Annotated in this window: 19 protein-coding genes and 2 riboswitches; of the genes, 10 read left to right on the top strand and 9 right to left on the bottom strand. The window is 66.1% G+C overall.

The window, feature by feature from the left end; genetic code table 11:
* Positions 1 to 106 precede the first annotated feature (106 nt).
* Positions 107 to 1,168 (top strand): GNAT family N-acetyltransferase, encoded by a 1,062-nt coding sequence (locus tag RQP53_RS23975; RefSeq protein ID WP_315653262.1) that lies wholly within the window; start codon positions 107 to 109, stop codon positions 1,166 to 1,168.
* Here the strand turns inward: RQP53_RS23975 and RQP53_RS23970 are convergent.
* The 6 genes from RQP53_RS23970 to RQP53_RS23945 all read right to left on the bottom strand — a co-directional run bounded on the left by RQP53_RS23970 (position 1,149) and on the right by RQP53_RS23945 (position 5,164).
* Positions 1,149 to 2,255: a serine hydrolase domain-containing protein gene (locus RQP53_RS23970; protein ID WP_315653261.1), complete on the bottom strand. Its 1,107-nt coding sequence runs from the start codon at positions 2,253 to 2,255 to the stop codon at positions 1,149 to 1,151. The two genes, RQP53_RS23975 and RQP53_RS23970, sit on opposite strands and share 20 nt — an antisense overlap.
* Before the next feature lie 185 nt (positions 2,256 to 2,440).
* Complete coding sequence (locus RQP53_RS23965; RefSeq protein ID WP_315653260.1) at positions 2,441 to 2,635, bottom strand: hypothetical protein; 195 nt, start codon at positions 2,633 to 2,635, stop codon at positions 2,441 to 2,443.
* A gap of 392 nt (positions 2,636 to 3,027) precedes the next feature.
* Positions 3,028 to 3,171: a hypothetical protein gene (locus tag RQP53_RS23960; protein ID WP_315653259.1), complete on the bottom strand. Its 144-nt coding sequence runs from the start codon at positions 3,169 to 3,171 to the stop codon at positions 3,028 to 3,030.
* A 169-nt stretch (positions 3,172 to 3,340) separates the two neighbouring features.
* A complete protein-coding gene (locus RQP53_RS23955; RefSeq protein ID WP_315653258.1) occupies positions 3,341 to 3,904 on the bottom strand; it encodes an RNA polymerase sigma factor in 564 nt (187 codons plus the stop codon).
* A gap of 4 nt (positions 3,905 to 3,908) precedes the next feature.
* Entirely contained in the window at positions 3,909 to 4,121 is a 213-nt protein-coding gene (locus tag RQP53_RS23950; protein ID WP_315653257.1) for a YgaP-like transmembrane domain, read from the bottom strand.
* 128 nt (positions 4,122 to 4,249) lie between these two features.
* Entirely contained in the window at positions 4,250 to 5,164 is a 915-nt protein-coding gene (locus tag RQP53_RS23945) for a DUF2785 domain-containing protein (RefSeq protein WP_315653256.1), read from the bottom strand.
* A gap of 129 nt (positions 5,165 to 5,293) precedes the next feature.
* Positions 5,294 to 5,387: riboswitch (glycine riboswitch) on the top strand.
* A 1-nt stretch (position 5,388) separates the two neighbouring features.
* A riboswitch (glycine riboswitch) is annotated at positions 5,389 to 5,504 on the top strand.
* Positions 5,505 to 5,593: 89 nt separating this feature from the next.
* On the opposite strand from RQP53_RS23945, the gene RQP53_RS23940 reads away from it, so the two are divergent.
* Positions 5,594 to 6,889 (top strand): D-amino acid dehydrogenase, encoded by a 1,296-nt coding sequence (locus tag RQP53_RS23940; RefSeq protein ID WP_315653255.1) that lies wholly within the window; start codon positions 5,594 to 5,596, stop codon positions 6,887 to 6,889.
* 111 nt (positions 6,890 to 7,000) lie between these two features.
* Complete coding sequence (fusA, locus tag RQP53_RS23935; protein ID WP_315653254.1) at positions 7,001 to 9,112, top strand: elongation factor G; 2,112 nt, start codon at positions 7,001 to 7,003, stop codon at positions 9,110 to 9,112.
* 23 nt (positions 9,113 to 9,135) lie between these two features.
* Here the strand turns inward: fusA and RQP53_RS23930 are convergent, their stop codons facing one another.
* Entirely contained in the window at positions 9,136 to 9,660 is a 525-nt protein-coding gene (locus RQP53_RS23930; RefSeq protein WP_315653253.1) for an SRPBCC family protein, read from the bottom strand.
* Between the two features lie 175 nt (positions 9,661 to 9,835).
* On the opposite strand from RQP53_RS23930, the gene RQP53_RS23925 reads away from it, so the two are divergent.
* The 3 genes from RQP53_RS23925 to RQP53_RS23915 all read left to right on the top strand — a co-directional run bounded on the left by RQP53_RS23925 (position 9,836) and on the right by RQP53_RS23915 (position 12,582).
* Positions 9,836 to 10,429, top strand: coding sequence for a hypothetical protein (locus RQP53_RS23925; protein WP_315653252.1), 594 nt, complete (start codon positions 9,836 to 9,838; stop codon positions 10,427 to 10,429).
* Positions 10,430 to 11,166: 737 nt separating this feature from the next.
* The gene (locus tag RQP53_RS23920) at positions 11,167 to 11,349 is read left to right on the top strand and encodes a hypothetical protein (protein ID WP_315653251.1); all 183 of its coding nucleotides are present in this window, start codon (positions 11,167 to 11,169) and stop codon (positions 11,347 to 11,349) included.
* Positions 11,350 to 11,730: 381 nt separating this feature from the next.
* Positions 11,731 to 12,582, top strand: a complete 852-nt coding sequence (locus tag RQP53_RS23915) for an HDOD domain-containing protein (RefSeq protein WP_315653250.1) — start codon at positions 11,731 to 11,733, stop codon at positions 12,580 to 12,582.
* Between the two features lie 56 nt (positions 12,583 to 12,638).
* Here RQP53_RS23915 and RQP53_RS23910 read toward each other — a convergent pair whose 3' ends face one another.
* The gene (locus RQP53_RS23910; RefSeq protein WP_315653249.1) at positions 12,639 to 13,121 is read right to left on the bottom strand and encodes an Lrp/AsnC family transcriptional regulator; all 483 of its coding nucleotides are present in this window, start codon (positions 13,119 to 13,121) and stop codon (positions 12,639 to 12,641) included.
* A 123-nt stretch (positions 13,122 to 13,244) separates the two neighbouring features.
* Between RQP53_RS23910 and hppD the strand changes: the two genes are divergently transcribed.
* Positions 13,245 to 14,366 (top strand): 4-hydroxyphenylpyruvate dioxygenase, encoded by a 1,122-nt coding sequence (gene hppD, locus RQP53_RS23905; RefSeq protein ID WP_315653248.1) that lies wholly within the window; start codon positions 13,245 to 13,247, stop codon positions 14,364 to 14,366.
* 57 nt (positions 14,367 to 14,423) lie between these two features.
* Here hppD and RQP53_RS23900 read toward each other — a convergent pair whose 3' ends face one another.
* Positions 14,424 to 15,353 (bottom strand): esterase/lipase family protein, encoded by a 930-nt coding sequence (locus tag RQP53_RS23900; RefSeq protein ID WP_315653247.1) that lies wholly within the window; start codon positions 15,351 to 15,353, stop codon positions 14,424 to 14,426.
* A gap of 141 nt (positions 15,354 to 15,494) precedes the next feature.
* Between RQP53_RS23900 and RQP53_RS23895 the strand changes: the two genes are divergently transcribed.
* The 3 genes from RQP53_RS23895 to RQP53_RS23885 are packed head-to-tail and all read left to right on the top strand — an operon-like array spanning position 15,495 to position 18,914.
* Complete coding sequence (locus tag RQP53_RS23895; RefSeq protein ID WP_315653246.1) at positions 15,495 to 16,214, top strand: DUF8198 family protein; 720 nt, start codon at positions 15,495 to 15,497, stop codon at positions 16,212 to 16,214.
* A gap of 54 nt (positions 16,215 to 16,268) precedes the next feature.
* Positions 16,269 to 17,966: a long-chain-fatty-acid--CoA ligase gene (locus tag RQP53_RS23890; RefSeq protein ID WP_315653245.1), complete on the top strand. Its 1,698-nt coding sequence runs from the start codon at positions 16,269 to 16,271 to the stop codon at positions 17,964 to 17,966.
* A 33-nt stretch (positions 17,967 to 17,999) separates the two neighbouring features.
* Entirely contained in the window at positions 18,000 to 18,914 is a 915-nt protein-coding gene (locus tag RQP53_RS23885; protein WP_315653244.1) for an MBL fold metallo-hydrolase, read from the top strand.
* Positions 18,915 to 19,029 lie beyond the last annotated feature (115 nt).

Here is a 19,029-nt window from a genome sequence, read left to right as displayed (position 1 = left end):
CCTTGGGTCCGGTTGGCCGCGGCGAAGGATTTGTGTTTTTGCTAACCATTGGTTAGTATTTGATCGTTGTTAATTTTTTGACCAGCAATCTGCTGCAGCCCCAACCATGCCACAGAACCCGCTCGCCGCGCAGGACTTGCCGGCAAAAACCGCCGCGCGCCTGATCAGCGTCGACCCCGAGGACCCGCGGGCACTGGCGCTGATGGCGTCGCTGAACGAGGCGCTGACGCAGATCAGCGGCGACAGCGGCCGCAGCAGCTTCGACCCCGCCCAGGTGCGCCAGCCCGGTGCCGCCTTTGTGCTGGCCCTGGCCGACGATGGCGAGCCGCTGGGCTGTGCGGCGCTGCGGCCCCTCGCCGCCGCTGACGCCAGCGCTGATGGGGGCGCAGAGGGCATCGTCGAGCTGAAGCGGATGTTTGCCCGCCCTGGCACGGCCGGCGTGGGCGGCGCCCTGCTGCGCCATATGGAGGCACTGGCCAGCCGGCTGGGCCACCGCGAACTGTGGTTGGAAACGCGGCGCATCAATCTGCGCGCCGTGGCCTTCTACCGCCGCCACGGCTTTGCCGAGATCGCCAATTTCGGCAGCTATGCGCAGCGTGCCGACGCCATCTGCCTGGGCAAGGCGCTGCCGCGTGCCGCCAGCGAGATGGAGATCGAGCAGTTGACGACAATCGACGACGCAACGCGTGCGGCCTTGTCCGACTTGCTGATCGACAGCGTGGCCCACGGCGCCTCCATCGGCTTCATGCACCCGCTGGCGGACGCCGAGGCGGATCGTTATTGGCAGGGCGTGGCCGCTTCGCTGGGCAGCCAGCATCAGCTCTGGCTGCTGCGCGAGGGCCAGGCACTGCTGGGAACGGTGCAGCTCGATCGCTGTGGCAAGCCCAATGGCCGCCATCGCGGCGAGATCCAGAAGCTCTTCGTGCACAGCCGCGCACGCGGCCGCGGCCTGGCCTCGCTGCTGATGGCCGAGGCCGAGCGCTTCGCCGCCGCACAAGGCATCAGCCTGCTGGTGCTGGATACCGAGAGCGGCTCCAAGGCCGAGCAGGTCTACCGTCATCTGGGCTGGCAGCACGCCGGCAACATCCCGGACTTTGCGCGCAGCCCGCACGGCACGCTGCACCCGACGGCGCTCTACTTCAAGCTGCTCAGGGCGCCATGCCCTTGAGCAGGCGCACCGCCACCTCGCGCACCGCCTTGTCGGCCTTCATGTCCTCACCGGCATTGCAGCTCACCAGCACCGCGTCTTCGCTGTCGGGGCGCATCGCGATCAGCGCAAACCAACGCTCGTTGCTGCCGGTGTGGGCCAGGTGGCGCGCATTCACGCCCGCCATGCTGCTTTGCACCCGCCAGCCGAGCGCGAACTTTCCGCCCTCGCGGGCCGGCTGGTGCAGCAGGCGATAGCTCTCGGCCTTCAGCAGCCGGCCCCGGCCCTGCTCGCCGGCCATCTGGTCGATCGCAAAGCGGGCCCAGTCCTGAAGCGACATATGGATGCCGCCGGCCGGCGCCAGCACGGCCGGGTTATCCGCCAAGGCGCCCTCGACCGGCGCACCGGCCTTGTGCCCCAGAGGCTGGCCGCGGTGCGTGGCGCCAAAGCCGGCGCTGGCCAGACCCAGCGGCTCAAAGACCTCGCCACGCATCAGCGTCTCATAGGGCAGGCCGCTGGCACGCTCGGCCACCAGGCCGGCGATCAGCACGCCGTTGTTGGAGTAGCCATCGGCGCTGCCGCGGGCAAAGGCCGGCGCCTGGGCCAGGGCGAGGCGCGCAAAAGCCAGGCGCTGCTCATGCAGGCTGCGGGTGTCTTTCTGGAATGCCGCCTCCCAGGACTCGTCGATATTCGGCTGCAGGCCGGACTGATGGGCGAACAGATCGCGCAAGGTCGCCTCCCGGTAGCCCGCCTGCATCTCGGCGGCCAACTCTGGCAGCAGCTGGCTCAGTGGCGCTTCCCAGGACAGCAGGCCGCGTTCGACCAGGCGTGCGACCATCACCGCGGTCATGGCCTTGCCATTGGATCCGAGGTGCCAGACATCGTCGATCTGCACCGGATCGGCCGAGCCGCTGGCGCGCCGGCCCAGCACGGCAAGCTCGCTCACCAGCCCCTTGCGTATCAGCACCGCGCCCATGGCGGGCAGCTGGTATTCCGCCATGGCGGCCTGCAGTGAGGCGTCCAGGGAGGGAGCGGCAGGCTGGGCGGAAGCAGCGGACTTTGCAGTCTCGGCGGCCACTTCGCCAGCCCAAACCGTGGTCGTCGCCATTCCCACACACAGGAGGGCAGCACGCGCGGCCAGGGTCATGCTCGTTAGGTTTTTCATCTTGGTGAGAGTCGGTTTCAAGGGGAAGGGCTGGGCAGTGTCGCCAGGCGCAGGCGTCCAGGCCGAGACAGAGCGACGCAGCGCCCAAGCGTCGGCATGAGCTGCCTCGGCGGGCGACGCGCCGTGGGCTAGCCGGCCTCGCGACCGCGCCCTTGGGCGACCGTTTCAAACAGGCCCATCAACCAGCACATGGGGCAACCGCGCAGCAGCACGACGGCGCCAACGCCCGCAAGCGCAGACCAAAAGACGCCATGGCTGCCCAGGTAAATGGCCGCGAACATCAAACCCAAGGCGGCGGCACCGCGCAGGAGATGAAGCGACACTGAACTGCTGCAAAACATGATGGATACCTGCTGAAGAGTGGATCACTCCGACCCAGGGAAGGTCTGCATAAGTCGGCGTGGGCCGTGGTTGGGAGAACTGGGGCGGCCACGTAGGCGCGCTGCGAAGGTCGGGCTGGTGGCCCGACAGCCGAGCAGCGCAACGCCCGTGGGGGCCCCATTTCTCCCAACCCGCAGGGCAAGCACCAGCCAAACCCTGCCGGTGTTGCGAGCCTTGCGCAGGCCACCAGCCTGAGCTGCGGCTCGCGCCTAGGCAGGCCTTGGCCGGTGCTTGCCACGGCCCACGCCGACTTATGCAGACCTTCCCTAGAGGCACAGCGGGTGCAAAAGGGTTCATCTTTTTGCGCAGGTCTCCAAGAAAATCGCGCCCGCGTTCAATTGCCCGCGTTCAACTGCCCGACCAACGCCAGCAAGCCGCCACGGCCCACCTGCGCGAATTCAGGATGCTCTGGCGCCTCGCTCACCCGCACGGCCAGGCCGTCGTCAAAGCACTGCGGCATCTCACGGCAAGCCAGCACAGCAAGCACCTAGCCTTTCACGGGCATCATGGTGACTCCAAGGTGAGGCGCACACGCTAGGACTCTCACCGGCCTTCAATCTTGACGTTTGCATCGAAGAGTCCCTGCTGAAGGGTGTCTCGGATTTGTGCAAGGAAACGGGTTTCTTCAACGCTGATCCTTGGAGGGCTCATGGCTCCACGGACTCTGGTACGCCGTCCTTGAGCCAATAGCCGCTGGCCAGCAGCTGTTCGCGGACCTGGGCACGAGCTCGGTGCAAGCGGCTTTTCACCGCCTCCAGGCTGAGCCCGAGTTGCGCGGCCACCTCAGGCGCCGTCAGTTCATGCACATCGCGCAAGATCAGCACCTCGCGGTACGGCGGCGTCAGACGCTCCATGGCACGCACCAGGTCCATACGCAGATCGGTCGGCAACTCCGGCGCCTGAGGCATGTCTTGCGGCGCCAATTCGTCCAGGTCTTCGGCCTTGCTGCGCAGGCGCAGCAGGCGGTAGCACTCGCGCTCGACGATGCGAAACATCCAGGTCGCGAACGTCGCCACGGTGCGCAGCGCGCCGATCTTGCGATAGAGCTGCCAAAGCGCGATCTGCACCGCGTCTTCGGCGTCCTCGGTGCTTGCGCAAGTGCGCCGCGCGAAGCGCTTCAGGTCGGGCTGACAAACGCTGAGCAAGCGCTGCACCGCGCCGGACTCGCCGCGCGTGGCGGCCTCGATCAATTGCGTTTCGGCGCGGATCATGGCTTCACTTCTCCAAGTAGCGCCGGCCAAGCATGGCGCAGGCCGGGCAGAAGCCGACAAAGGCGGTCAGCACCAAAGTGGCGGCGGCGGCCAGAGCCCCATAGCTCGTCAGGCCGGGGCTGAGTGCGCCCTTGAACATGGCGGCACCGATGGCCGCACCGGCGGCAATACGCAGCACGCGTTCCCAAATGGGCAGATTACGCTTGATGAAGAACATGGTGAGAATCCTGTCTGAAAGTGGCTGACACAGACATAGAGTGAGCAAAATTCCAAAAGGATTCAGCGGCGCAGAAATAAATTCCGGCCGCGCACGGCGCACGGGTTTCTACAAGACCCTGCTGCCGCTCAGCGCAGCTGCTTGAGCCAGCGCCGCACCGGTGCGATCAGCGTGTTGCGGCGCTCAACGTCCGGCTGCTCGGCCAGCGCCACATAGAGCGGCCAGAGGAACTCGCGGGCGTTGTGCATCAGCAGCAGCCGTGGCTCGTCCAACGCGGCCGGGCTGCGCAGTGGTGCCAGCGTCTGATCCAGCCAGTCGGCCCAAGCCTGCGCGTCGAGCTCGCTGCGCAGCAAGGCATGCAGCGCCGGCGCGGCCAGGCGCTGACCTTCGCCATAACGGTAGAACTCCGTGCCTCCGCCCAGCACCTGGCTTTGCAGCGCGCGCAGGATCTGGCGCTGCTGTGCAGGCGTCAGCGCCGGGTTCATGCTCAGCTGGTAGAGCAGATCGGCGCCGTGGGCGACACCGTGCCGCCAGCCCTCGGCGGGCGTGAAGCCGCGCCGATCGTTGACGCCGGCCAGATAGCGCGTGGCGGCGTCCAGCAAGGCCTCGCGCTGCGCAGCATCCTGCACCGGCGCCAGCCGGTCGGCACGTGCCAGTTCGGCCAGGCTCAGCGCCGCAAAGGGCTGGCGAAAGCCGCCGGCATCGGCCGGCTCGGCCAGGCTGCGCAGCAACGCGGTGCGCAGCGCCAGTTGGGTGGCGGGCGTCAGCAGGCCGGCACGCAGCCAGGCCGACAGGGTTTCGAACGCGAACTCATCGCGCAACTCGGGTCGGGGATCGGCCAGGCAGTCCAGCAGCGCCAGCGCCGCGGGCTGTAGCGCCTCGCGGGCTTGGGCATCCAGCGCCTGCAACTGTCCCCGGGGCGGAGCGGACTGCGCCACCATGCCGGCCGGCGGACACTCGGCGCGCACCGCGCCCGCCAGCAACAGGCCGAGGCCCGCCAACAAGCCCGCCATCACACCCCAGCGTCGAAACCCTTGCTGCATCGTCCACTCCCGTCACGCCAATGCCGGCATCTTGCCGCCTGCAGCGGCGGCCCCGCCTGCGCGATTTCCCCTGGTGCACAAAGTCATCTCGCCTCATCCCCCCGCGGCGCCGGCCTGCGGCTACACTGGCGGCCGGATTCAGGAGAGTGCGGCCCGCCCCGGCGAGCCGCCGCCGAAGGCGCAAGCTCCCATACTCGCTCAGGCCCCGTACTGGATCCGTCAACAAGCCGAATGCTGGAGAGCGGTGCCGCAAGCTTTTGCAGCACCCGCCGAAGGAGCAAGGCGAGGGGCAGGAGGCCCGTCGCTGAATCTCTCAGGTACAAAGGACAGCGGGAGCGGCGCGCGTCAGGCGCACGCTCTCCCTTGCTCATGGCTTGTCTGTCCATGGCGAAGGCATGCGCCTGCACGACCCACCCTTGGGAGTGCTCCATGCACATCATCGTTCTCGGCGCCGGCGTCACCGGCATCAGCACCGCCTGGTATCTGCGTCAGGCCGGCCACGAGGTCACCGTCATCGATCGCCAGCCGGCGGCCGGGCTGGAAACCAGCTTTGCCAATGGCGGCCAGATCTCCGTCTCGCATGCCGAGCCCTGGGCCAATCCCGGCGCCCCGCTGAAGGTGCTGAAGTGGCTGATGCGCGAAGACGCGCCGCTGCTGTTCCGCCTGCGCGCCGACGCCGCCCAGTGGCGCTGGGGCTTGCAATTCCTGCGTGAATGCACGCCCGGCCGCACCGCCCACAACATCCGCAACATCGTCAGCCTCGGGCTGTACAGCCGCGCCAAGCTGCGCGCGCTGCGCCGCGATCTGGGGCTGGACTACGACCAGCGCACGCAGGGCATCCTGCACTTCTACACCAGCGAGGCCGAGTACGAGGCCGCGCAGGAGCCGGCGCGCATCATGCGCGAGCAGGGCTGCGAACTCGATATGAAAACGCCCGACGAATGCGTGGCCATCGAGCCGGCACTGGCGCAATGCCGCGCGCAAATCGTCGGCGGCAGCATGACGCCCAGCGACGAGTCCGGCGACGCGCACAAGTTCACCCAGGCCCTGGCCGCGCGCTGCGCCGCCGCCGGCGTGCGCTTTCGCTACGACACCCGCATCCTCGGGCTGGAACGCGAGGGCGGCGCCATCAGCCGCGTCATCACCGCCAACGCCGATGGCGTCGTCAGCCGCCTGGCGGCCGATCGCTTTGTGCTCTGCATGGGCTCGTTCAGTCGCGCGCTGGCCCGCGACCTGGGCGTCTCGCTGAACATCTATCCGGCCAAGGGCTACTCGGTCACGCTGCCGGTGATTGCGCCCCAGCACAGCTACCAGGTCTCGCTGACCGATGACGAATACAAGCTGGTGTTCTCGCGCCTGGGCGACCGGCTGCGCATTGCCGGCACGGCCGAGCTGAACGGCTACGACACGGCGCTGAACCTGGTGCGCTGCGAGGCCATCGTGCGCCGCACCCGCGAGCTGTTCCCGCAGATGACCGATGGCCAGGGCGCCCAGTTCTGGACCGGGCTGCGGCCGGCCACGCCGTCCAACCTGCCCTATATCGGCCAGAGTGCGGTCGCCAATCTGTACCTGAACACCGGCCATGGCACGCTGGGCTGGACCCACGCCTGCGGTTCGGCCGCGGCGCTGGCCGATCTCGTCGACGGCCGCCGCCCGGAGCTGGACTACGCCTTCACGGCGGCCACGCAGCAGTCGGCCTTGATGCAGCCCAAATTCGCTGCCTGAGCTCCGACGAAAGCGTTGCCTCGGCGCCAATGCCCGGCCGGCCGGGGCCCTTGTGTCCGGCCCCGGCTTCCTCTACGCTGGGCTCAGCACAGCGACAGCAAGGAGCACGCCATGGCCGCACACCCATCGACGCAGAACGAGGGAGGCGCAGCCTCCGGCAGCCCAGGCAGCGCCGTCGGGGCGCATCCAGGGATCGCAGCGATTCGCACGCTGGCCCTGGTCGGCCCCGCCGGCGCTGGCAAGACGACTCTGGCGGAGGCCATGCTGCTGCAGGCCGGCGTGATCAGCCAGGCCGGCTCGGTCGAAAAGGGCAATACCGTCAGCGACCACGAGCTGCTCGAGCGCCGCATGCAGCATTCGCTGCAGACCACGGTGCTGCAGTTCCAGCATCAGGGCCTGCGCCTGCATCTGCTCGACACCCCGGGTGCCGCTGATTTCATCGGTCAGTCGCTGCCCGCGCTCGAGGCGGTGGAAAGCGCGGTGCTGGTGCTCAATGCGCAAAACGGCATCGAGCTGATGGCCAAGCGGATGATGGAAACGGCCGCGGCGCGCGGCCGCACCCGGCTGATCGTGATCAACAAGATCGATGCGCCGGATATCGATCTGGCCGCGCTGCTGGCGCAGATCCAGAGCGTGTTCGGCCGCGAATGCCTGCCACTGAACCTGCCGGCCGAGGGCGGGCGCCGGGTGATCGACTGCTTCTTCAATCGCGAGGGCCAGTCGGACTTCGGCCCGGTCGAGGCGGCGCACCGGGCACTGGTCGAGCAGGTGGTCGAGGTCGACGGCGACTTCGTCGAACGCTATCTGAACGAGGGCGATGTCGACGCCAGCGAGCTGCATGCACCGCTGGAACAGGCGCTGCGCGAAGGCCATCTGATTCCGGTCTGCTTCACCTCGGCCAAGAGCGGCGCCGGCGTGCCCGAGCTGCTCGAGGTGTTCGAGCGCCTGCTGCCCAATCCGCTGGAGGCCAATCCGCAGCAGCTCCTGGAGGGCGAAGGCGCCGACGCCCGGCCGCTGCAGGCCAGCCCCGACGCCGCCGCCCATGTGATCGCGCAGGTCTTCAAGCTCAATGTCGACCCCTATCTGGGCAAGATGGGCGTGATGCGGGTCCACCAGGGCACGCTGCGCAAGAACAGCCAGCTCTTCGTTGGGCATGCGCGCAAGCCGATCCGCGTCAGCCATCTGTTCATGCTGTGCGGCAAGAGCCATGTCGAGGTCGACGAGGCCCTGCCCGGCGACATCTGCGCCATTGCCAAGGTCGACGAACTCCACTACGACGCCGTGCTGCACGATGCCCAGGAAGACGAGCACCTGCACCTGGCGCCGCTGGACTTTCCGACGCCGGTGCACGGCCTGGCCATTGCTCCGGCCCGCCATGGCGACGAACAACGGCTCTGGGACCTGCTCAACCGGCTGGTCGATGAAGACCCCTGCCTGAAGCTGACCCATGTGGCGCAGACCAACGAGACCCTGGTCTATGGCCTCGGTGAGCTGCATCTGCGGGTGATGCTGGAGCGGCTGCGCGAAAGCTACAAGGCCGAGGTGCTGACCCAGCCGCCACGGGTGGCCTACCGCGAGACGATCTCGGCCGCCGCCGAGGGCCACTACCGGCACAAGAAGCAGAGCGGCGGCGCCGGGCAGTTCGGCGAGGTCTATCTGCGTGTGGAACCGCTGCCGCGCGGCAGCGGCTTCGAGTTCCGCGATGAGGTCAAGGGCGGCACCATCCCCGGCCAGTTCATGCCGGCGGTGGAGAAAGGCGTGCGTGCGGCGCTGGACAGTGGCGTGATCGCCGGCTACCCACTGGTTGATCTGCGCGTCGTCGTGTTCGACGGCAAGCACCACTCGGTCGACTCCAAGGAGGTCGCCTTCGTCACCGCCGGCAAGCGGGCGCTGATGGCGGCCGTGCGCGAGGCCCGTGCGCTGGTGCTGGAACCGATTGTGCAGATCGAGATTGCCGCGCCGGAGGCGGCGATGGGCGATATCACCGGCGATCTGGCCGCCCGGCGCGGCCAGGTCAACGGCACCAGCAGCCTGGTGCCGGGCATCATCACCGTGCAAGGCCAGGCGCCGCTGGCCGAGCTGTCCAGCTACCAGACCCGGCTGAACGCGATGACCAGCGGCCAGGGCCGCTACACGATAGCGTTATCGCATTACGAGGCGGTGCCGCCGAATACACAGGCCCAGCTGGTCGCGGCGCATCAGGTCGGCGACGAGGACGACTGAAGCTTGGCAGCGCAGCGCGCCGCTCAACGGCCCGCGGTCGCTGCGCTGGCCGCAGGCGCAGCGGGGCGCGCGGCAGCCTGGGCCGCGCGTGCACGCTCCAGCTGTGCCAGCCACTCGCTCCAGTCGCGCGGGCCGCTATCGAATCGGGTCTTCAGATTGCCCAGCACAAAGCCCCAGGCGCGGTCGAAATAGGTGTAGGCCTTGTCCCATTCGCCGCCATCGCCCCAGCCGGTGTGATGCAGGCGCACGCGGGTGTGCTCGGCATCAACCGGTTCGAAACGCACGACGACGAAACTGCGCTGCGCCCGCGCCTCGGGCAGCGAGGGCGGCGCGTTCCAGTCGAAGCTGAGCATCTTCTTGGGCTGCAGCGCCATGAAACGCATGTCGTCGGCACCTCGCATGCCGGGCTCGGCGCCGGGGTCGATGTAGATCTGAAAAGCGCCGCCAACGCGGGCCTCGATGCGCGCGTCGGGCGCAAAGAAGCTGGTGATGCCCTCGCGCGTGGTCCAGCTCTGCCAGGCCTGGTCCAGCGTTGCCTTGATGATCACTTCTTTATCAAGACTGCGCTCCTGGGCCTGCGCCGCTCCAAACGGCAGAGCTAGCGATAAGCCCAGCGTCTGGGCAAGCGCTATCGTTGTGAACCTGGACGGTAGAGCCATGTTTATCTCCTGCCGGCGGTGGCGCCTGGACGGTCGACGATGAACGAAGCTTTATCATACGCAGATGTGTTCCGCTATCCGGGACGTCGCACAGATCCGCTTGGACAATGCGATGCGCCTGTTCGAAGAGTTCGTCGCCGCCACCGTCAAGCACGCCGATGCCGCCACCCTGCGCGGCCTGGAGCGGCGCTTTGCCGAGCGCTTGCAGATCCAGCCCAGCTACTGGAGCCAGATCAAGAGCCGTTCGCGCCAGATCGGCGAGCGGCTGGCGCGCCAGTTCGAGCAGCTGTTTCACAAGCCCATGGGCTGGATGGATCAGGAGCACGGCACTGCCACAGCTGCCGAGCCCAGCAGCGCCGACACCCCCAGCGTGCCTCAGGATGACGACGAACGCTTCATCGTCGGCCTGGTGCTGACCTACTACCGCCGCCACCCACAGCGCGCCCGCACCCGCCTGCTCGACCTGCTCGGCGAGGTGCTGACCCCGCCCAGCGCGGCACCCGCGCCGGCTGCTGTGGCCCGCCCGACGGCCAGCACCCAGTTGCCGCCCAGCAAGCCCGCCAGCGCCGCGGCGCCCAAGCCGGGCGGTGCCGCCGAGCTGGACGAATGGCGCCGGCTTCAGCAAGGCATCGCACCGCTGAAGCCCAAAAAGCGCTGACGCCCGCCCGGCCGCGGCCAAGCGCGGAGCGCGAGAGGCGCAAACCGAAACGCAACTCTGCCGACGCCGGTCGCCCAGCGGCCAACTACTGGATGGCTTCGCCAGGCGCGCTTTGCTCGTTGAGTATTGAGCAGCCAGAGCAAACCACAGCGCCACAACGTCGCAGTGCGATTCATAAAGGGAACGATGCTCTGATGCAACTTCCTCTGTGTCTCCGTGACTCTGTGGTCTGCGTTTGCCTGGCTTTCGGGGCATCAAAAGTTTGCGCGCAATGAGCCTTGCAAGACGCCGGCCCCTCCCTGGGCCGAGCTGTGCGGCTTTGCCGTGCGCTGAATTTGTTTATCGTCAATGATAAAAAGTACTTGCACAAGATAATCAATCGTTTATCATTTGCGCAAGCCACAGCCTGGTTCACTGTGGTGAGGCCCCTTCTCCGGGATGCCCAGCTTCAACCGGTCGCCAGCGACCGCCGCCAGCCCGACAAGACGGCTTGAACCCAGCCCACCCTTGTTCACGGTCCAAGCGGCGACATCGCCAAACAGCGCGCCCGCTCTCTTGCCCTTGACTCAAGCGCCTGCCCCGTGCCGGCGCTGCCACCGTCCCCGTCTCGCCTGAGCTTTTGGCCCAGGTTCAGCCGCTGCATGGCTGATTGAAAAACCTTTATCACCGTGGCCCGTGCCCCAGTGGCGCCGCCGCATGCCCGAAACGCTGCAAGCCCTGCTTGCCAAGGAGTTCTCATGCCTCAGTACACCGCGCCCCGCGCCCAGAACCGTGGCCTGCTCAAACCGCGCAATCCGCTGGTTGCGCCCAGCTTGATGCGCAAGTCAGGTCGCCATCAGGGCGGCAACCAACGCCACGCCCAACGGCGTGAGCTCGAACAGCAGCTGCAAAGCCTGGACAGGCTTGAACGCAGCCCATGAACAGACGGGCCCGAGCGGCCCTGTGGGAGAACGACGATGTTGAGATTCGATGAATTGCGCGGCCCAGGTGATGAAGCGGCCGTTGACCAAGCCTGGCGGCGGCGCCTGCTGGCGCTGAAGCGCAGACTCAAGCGGGCTCTCGGCCGCGCGCTGGCACCTCGCCGCGCCCAGGCCGGCGCAGAGCGTGGCCTGGAATCCTGCGCGCCGGAAGGCGCCTGGCACTTGCCGAAAGCGCGACGTGATGCGCAGGCGCAGCTGCGCGGCCTGCGATGAAATCGGCGCCACTCTGGGGCTGCATCGCCGTGCTGGGCCTGGGGCTCAAGCTCGGCGCGGCGATGCCGATAACTGAAGAACCAGAAACCCGCCCCTGCCATGCCGCCCATGTCTGCGCCCCATGCCCATGCGCCCTTGACCCAGGCCCTGCCCGACCTGAGCCGCTGGACCGCGTATTTCCGCGACGCGGAGATTCCGGTGCTGGCTTCGAGCGCGGCCTTGCTTGAGGAATGGCGCGCCAATGAGGACGCGGTGGATGCGCATGTGATCGGCGAGGCTGTGGCCAGCGATCCGTTGATGACGCTGAAAGTGCTCAGCTTTGCGTCGTCGCAGCGATCGAGTCGTCTGCTGGCCGATGCCGAGACGGTGACGGCGGCGCTGGTGCTCTTGGGCATCACGCCCTTCTTCAATGCCTTTGGCCCGCAGCCGACGATTGAGCAGCGCTTGGGCGACCAACCCGAGGCTTTTGGCGGACTGCAGCGTGTGCTGCGCCGCGCCGAACGCGCGGCGCGGTTTGCGCTGGGCTTTGCCGTTCACCGCACCGACCCCGATGCCGAGGTGCTTCACAGCGCCGCACTGCTGCATGACTTCGCCGAGATGCTGCTGTGGTGCTATGCGCCGCAGCTGGCGCTGCGCATCCAGCATGCGCAGCGGGTCGACCCCAATCTGCGCAGCACCGTGGCACAGCGGGCGGTGCTCAATATCGAGCTCGGTGATCTCGAACAGTCGCTGATGAAAGCCTGGCGCCTGCCCGAGTTGCTGACCCACATCACCGACGACAAGCGGGGCAACGATCCCCAGGTGCAAAGCGTGCGGCTGGCCGTACGGCTTGCCCGCCACACGGCGGACAGCTGGGGCAACCCGGCCGTGCCCGACGATCTGCAGGACATCGGCGCCCTGCTGAACCTGAGCGCCGAACACACGCTGATCCTGGTTCAGGATCTGGACAGCGGTCGCTGAATCTCGACGGCGCCGTTTCCATGCCGGAGCGCGCCGAGAACGCGCCATGAAGGCACTCACACCGGCACGGCCGTCGTGTTCTTCAGCCGCTCCAGCACAAAGCTGGTCTTGCAATCCTGCACGCTGGGGTGCTTGAGCAGGGTCTCGGTGATGAAGCGCGAGTAATGCGCCATGTCCTCGACCAGCACGCGCAGCACATAGTCCATTTCGCCGGTCAGCGCCGCACACTCCACCACCTCGGGCCAGGTCTGTACGGCGGCGCGAAACAGGTCCATCGGGTTGCGCTTGTGCGACTCGGTGTGCTTTTCCAGCCGCACATTGATATAGGCCGTCAGCCCCAGACCCACCTTCTCCGGCCGCACCAGCGCCACATAGGCGGCGATGACGCCGCTCTCCTCCAAGCGCTTGACGCGCCTGAGCACCGCCGATGCCGACAGATTGACCTGGGCCGCGAGTGCGTCATAAGTCACGCGGCCATCGGCCTGCAGCGCCCTCAAGATGCGTCTATCGATGACATCAAGCTGTGTTGAACCGTCCATGCCGCCATTCTTGCAGGAATCCTGCGCGCTTGAGCCATGTCACGCCAGAGATCGCATGAATCCTGCGGGCCCGTCCTTCTACAGTGTTGAGCTATCGCAAGACTTCCTTTTCCGGAGACAGGTATGAGCTTTACCCCCTGGGACAACCCGATGGGCACCGACGGTTTTGAATTCATCGAATTCGCCGCCCCCGATCCAGCGGCACTGGGCCAGCTGTTCGAAACCATGGGTTTCACCGCGGTGGCCAAGCATCGCCAGAAGAACGTCACGCTGTACCGCCAGGGCGGCGTGAACTTCATCATCAATGCCGAGACCGACTCGTTCGCCCAGCGCTTTGCGCGTCTGCATGGCCCGTCGATCTGCGCCATCGCCTTCCGCGTCAAGGATGCCGCCTACGCCTACCAACGCGCGCTGGAACTCGGCGCCTGGGGCTTTGACAACAAGGCCGGCCCGATGGAGCTGAACATCCCGGCGATCAAGGGCATTGGCGATTCGCTGATCTATTTCGTTGACCGCTGGCAAGGCAAGGACGGCGCCCCGGCCGGCGCCATCGGCAATATCAGCATCTACGACGTCGACTTCGTGCCGCTGCTGGATGCCGAAGGCAAGCCGGTGGAGTCCAACCCGGTCGGCCATGGCCTGACCTATATCGACCACCTGACGCACAACGTCTTCCGCGGTCGCATGAAGGAATGGGCGGATTTCTACGAGCGCCTGTTCAACTTCCGCGAAGTGCGCTACTTCGACATCGAAGGCAAGCTGACCGGCCTGAAGTCCAAGGCCATGACCAGCCCCTGCGGCAAGATCCGCATCCCGATCAACGAGAGCAGCGACGACAAGAGCCAGATCGCCGAGTACCTGGACCTCTATCACGGTGAAGGCATCCAGCACGTGGCGCTGGGCACCGACAACATCTACGGCACCGTCGAAGGCATGAAGGGCACCGGCGTTGTGTTCCAGGACACGATCAACACCTACTTCGACCTGATCGACAAGCGCCTGCCTGGCCATGGCGAGCCGGTCGAGGAACTGCGCCGCCTGCGCATCCTGATCGACGGCGCCGCTCACCTGGACGCGCCGAACGAATTGCTGCTGCAGATCTTCACCAAGGAAGTGATCGGACCGATCTTCTTCGAGATCATCCAGCGCAAGGGCAACGAAGGCTTCGGCGAAGGCAACTTCAAGGCCTTGTTCGAAAGCATCGAACTCGACCAGATCCGCCGCGGCGTGCTGAAGGCCGAGTAAGACTGCTGGGTCAAGGTCTGCACGACCACGGCCCGCGTGATCAAGCGCCTCTACCGCTCAGGTGGGGGCGCTTTTTTCATTCAGCGCCGCCAACAAAGCCGCCCAGGGCTCCGGCCGTTCGAGCAGCGCCAGATGGCCGCAGGCGGGCAGATGGTGCGCTGCGGCGCCAGGCAATAGCGCCGTCTCGGCGGGGCAGACGACCTGGTCGGCGTGGCTGTAATAGCACTCGAACTGCGCTGCCATTGCTTCAGCCCGGCTCTGCTCGTCAGCGGCCAACTGCTTCAACCAGGCGGACTGCCGGCGCATCTCACGGGCATTGCGAGCCAAGGCCAGCTCTGCGGTCAAGGTGCCCTGGTGCGGCGTTCCCAGGGTGATGACGCGAGCCACATGAGTGCCGCTGCTGCGCTGCTGTGCGTAGCGCCACCAAGCCCGTATCGCCAGGCCGCCCATGCTGTGCGCCACCACCACAGGCGCGAGTCCACCGGCGCTGTGCGTCAAGGCAGCAATCGCCTGATCGATCGCGGGCGCATAGCGGTCTATCGAGCCAAAGGCCGGCTCCAACGTCAAGGCCATGACCGGGTGGCCGCGTTGGCGCAGCCGACTCAACCAGCGATTCCATAAGCCGCGGTTGCAGCAGAAGCCATGCAGCAGGAGCACGCCTCGCGCACGGCTCTGCGCGGGCAGCCAGTCCGGCTCCGTGGATGCAGCCCAGGGCTGGCGCCAACTGAACACCCACTCACAGACCCAGGCCTCGTGCAGCGCGGCGCCCAGCAAAGCCAGCCATGCGGGGCGCGGCGTTGTTCGCCCTGGCGCCAGGCCTCTAAGCATCAGCGTTCCCAGCATCAGCGGCGGGACCCAGAACCAGAACAGCAAGGCGGCCCAGGCGAGGGCTGGCAGAAGCCCATCGGCCTGCCAGACCACGACGCCGACGACCAGCGCCAGCAACAAGCGCAGGAGCAGCAATGCGCGCTGCCAGATCGCATTCATGAGGCATTCATCGTCGGTGTTCCATGAGGGGCACTTAGCTCAAGATCAGCCTGTTCAGGCGATTTAGGCAGGCGTCTCCAGCTGCCAGCCCAGTGTAGGGGGCGGCTGCGGGCAGAATCTGGAGGGTTCACTTCATTCGCCATGGACCAGCAGATCTTGCAATTCCTTCAGCAGGTCGAGACCGAGCGCAGCCGCCGCGCTGCCGACGCCTCCCTGCAGGCTCGCGTGCTGGCGCTGAAGCGCTATCAGCAGCAACGCTTCTCGCGCAGCTACGCCGATCTGCTGGCCAGCCCGCGCTACGGCCAGGCCGCCGGTTTCTTTTTGAACGAGCTGTATGGGCCGGATGACTTCTCGCAACGCGATGCGCAGTTTGCTCGCGTGGTGCCGGCGCTGGTCAAGCTCTTTCCCCAAGATGTCGTACGAACCGTGCGCTGGCTCGCCGAGCTGCATGCCATCTCCGAAATGCTGGACGGCCAGATGGGCGCCGCGCTGAACAGCGAGACCCTGAACGCGACGCTCTATGTGCGAGCCTGGCAGCAGGTCGGCCAGCCGGCGCTGCGCCAGCGGCAGATCGAGCTGACCCTGCAGGTGGGCGAACAGCTGGATGCCTTCACCCGCAAACCGTTGCTGCGCCAAGCCTTGCGGATGATGCGTGGGCCAGCGCAAGCCGCAGGCCTGTCGGCCCTGCAGCACTTCCTAGAAACCGGCTTCGACACCTTCAAGGCGATGGCGGGCGCGCGCGAGTTTCTTGCGACGGTGAAGTCGCGTGAGGAGCGATTGGCCGCAGCGCTGTTCGCCGCACAGCCGGATTGCATCACCACATGTCCCCCAGGTGACGAACTCCTAGGGCAACTCCCCTAGCCCTGAGGCGGCTGCAGCGCCGACCATGAAAGTCCCCTGACCCGCTGGACTCTCATGGCTGCTGTTCTTGCCGACAAACCCTGGTTGAAGAGTTACCCCGACACGGTGCCGGCGCAGGTGCCGGTCGATAGCTACCGCTCGCTGGTGGCCCTGCTGGAAGAGGCCTTCCGCAAGTACGCCGATCGCGAAGCCGCCGTCTGCATGGATCAGCCGATCAGCTACCGGCAGATCGATGAGATGTCCGCTGCGCTAGGCGCCTGGCTGCAAGCTCAGGGGCTGCAGCGCGGGGCGCGTGTCGCCATCATGATGCCCAATGTGCTGCAGTACATGGTGGCGATCGCGGCCATCCTGCGGGCCGGCTTTGTGGTGGTCAACGTCAACCCCTTGTACACGCCACGCGAGTTGGAGCATCAGCTCAAGGATTCCGGTGCCGAAGCCATCATCGTGCTGGAGAACTTTGCCTGCACGCTGGAAGATGTCATTGCCAACACGCCGGTGCGCCATGTGGTGCTGGCCTCGCTGGGTGATTTGCTGAACTGGTGGCGAGGCCCGCTGGTCAATTTCGTTGTTCGCCATGTCCGCAAGCTGGTGCCTGAATTCCGTCTCCCGCTGGGGCCAGATCGCAGCGTGCTGCGCTTCAACGAGGCGCTGCGTCAGGGGCAGTCCATGCGACTGGCGCCGGTCGACCTCGGGCCGGACGACCTCGCGTTTCTGCAGTACACCGGCGGCACCACGGGGCTGAGCAAGGGCGCCATGCTCTTGCACCGCAATGTCGTGGCCAATATTCTGCAAAGCGAGGCTTGGTTCGCGCCGATGCTGGCCAAGATCGGCAACAAGCAGATGACCACCGTTTGCGCGCTGCCGCTGTATCACATCTTTGCGCTGACGGCCTGCTACATGCTCGGCGCCCGGCTGGGCATGAAGAACCTGCTGATCACCAATCCGCGTGACATCCCCGGCTTCATCAGCACCTTGCAGCGCTACCGCGTCCATATGTTCCCAGCGGTGAACACGCTCTTCAATGCCTTGGCCAACGAGGCCGCCTTCGCGCGACTGGATTTCTCGGAGCTGGTGATTTCCAACGGCGGCGGCATGGCCGTCCAGCAGGCCACTGCCGAGAAGTGGTTGAAGATCACCGGCTGCCCGGTCGTGGAGGGCTATGGCTTGTCGGAAACTTCACCGGTGGCCACGGTCAACCGGCTCGACGTGCATGATTTCACCGGCTCGATCGGCTTGCCGGTACCCAACACCGAGATTGCGATCCGCGACGACGACGGCCGCGACATGCCCATTGGCGAACGCGGCGAAATCTGCATCCGCGGTCCTCAGGTGATGGCCGGCTACTGGAACCGCCCGGAGGAGACGGCCAACGTCATGTACCCCGACGGCTTCTTCAAAAGCGGCGACATTGGCGTGATGGACCAAGCCGGCTATGTGCGCATCGTCGACCGCAAGAAGGACATGATTCTGGTCTCTGGCTTCAACGTCTATCCGACCGAGATCGAGCAGGTGGTCAATATGCACCCGGGCGTGCTCGAGTGCGCGGCAGTTGGCATTCCCGATGCCAAGTCGGGCGAGGCGGTGAAGCTCTATGTGGTGAAGAAGGATGTCACGCTGGCGGAAGAGGATCTCGCGCAGTTCTGCCACGCGCAGCTGACCGCCTACAAGCGGCCACGCTATATCGAGTTCCGCGACGAACTGCCCAAGAGCAACGTCGGCAAGATACTGCGGCGCGAGTTGCGCTCAACTTGAGCGGAGCCTCTGACAGAGCCTTTGGCGCCGAACATGCTGCCGGACGATATTCAAGTGCTTGAACGCGGGTGGCTGTCAGCCAATACCGTATTGCTGCGCGGCGATGCTCGCGGTCCGGTGATTGTTGACACCGGCTATTGCAGCCATGCTTCGCAAACGCTGGTGCTGATCGCGGGCGCCTTAGGTGAAGAGCTGCCGCGCGAAATTCTCAACACCCATTTGCATTCCGACCATTGCGGCGGCAATGCGGCCTTGCAGCAGCGCTATTCAAGCCCCATCAGGATTCCACCGGGCCAGTTTTGGGCGGCGAAAGACTGGGACGAAAGTGCCCTGAGCTACCGGGCCACCGGACAAGAGTGCCCCAGGTTCATACCCACCGCGGCGCTCACGCCGGGTGAGGTTTACCAACAGTCTGGGCGCGAATGGCAAATTCATGCCGCACCAGGTCATGATCCTGATGCTGTGCTGATGTTCGATCCGAAATCTGGCGTCTTGATTGCCGGCGATGCGCTGTGGGAGCACGGTTTCGGCATCGTCTTTCCGGAACTCGATGGCGAGCATGCCTTTGAGGCCGTCGCCGCGAGCCTGGATCTGATCGAAGCGCTGCAGCCGGCCGTCGTCATTCCCGGCCATGGCGCTCCCTTCAGCGGCCTTGCTCTGGCGCTGGCCGAAGCACGCTCGCGTCTGAGCTTCTTCAAGCAACAGCCCGAGCGTCATGCCCAGCATGCGGCCAAGGCGCTGGTGATGTTTCACATGCTGGAGCACCGGCGGCAGCCACGCGATACCTTGCAACATTGGCAGATGAGTACGCCGGTTCATCAAGCGATGTGGAAGCGCTTTTTTGCACCTGCGCAGAGCCTGGCCAGCTGGAGCGAGCAAGTGGTTGAACAACTTCTGGCTGGCGGGCAATTGAAGGCCGAAGGTGAAGTGATCCGAATCGCTGCCTAGTCGAGTGTTGCGCTGTATCGGTCTCATTCGGCACAGCTCTCCGCGGTGAACCCAAATGCAAAAACCCCCGCTTCGTACGAAGTCGGGGGTTTTGAACTTGCAGGTCTCACTGTGG

Origin of the sequence: Roseateles aquae (assembly GCF_032337115.1) — a bacterium.
Lineage (GTDB): Bacteria > Pseudomonadota > Gammaproteobacteria > Burkholderiales > Burkholderiaceae_C > Roseateles_C > Roseateles_C aquae.
Note: the sequence above shows the minus strand (reverse complement) of the source record. Positions and strands in the feature narration are given on the sequence as shown.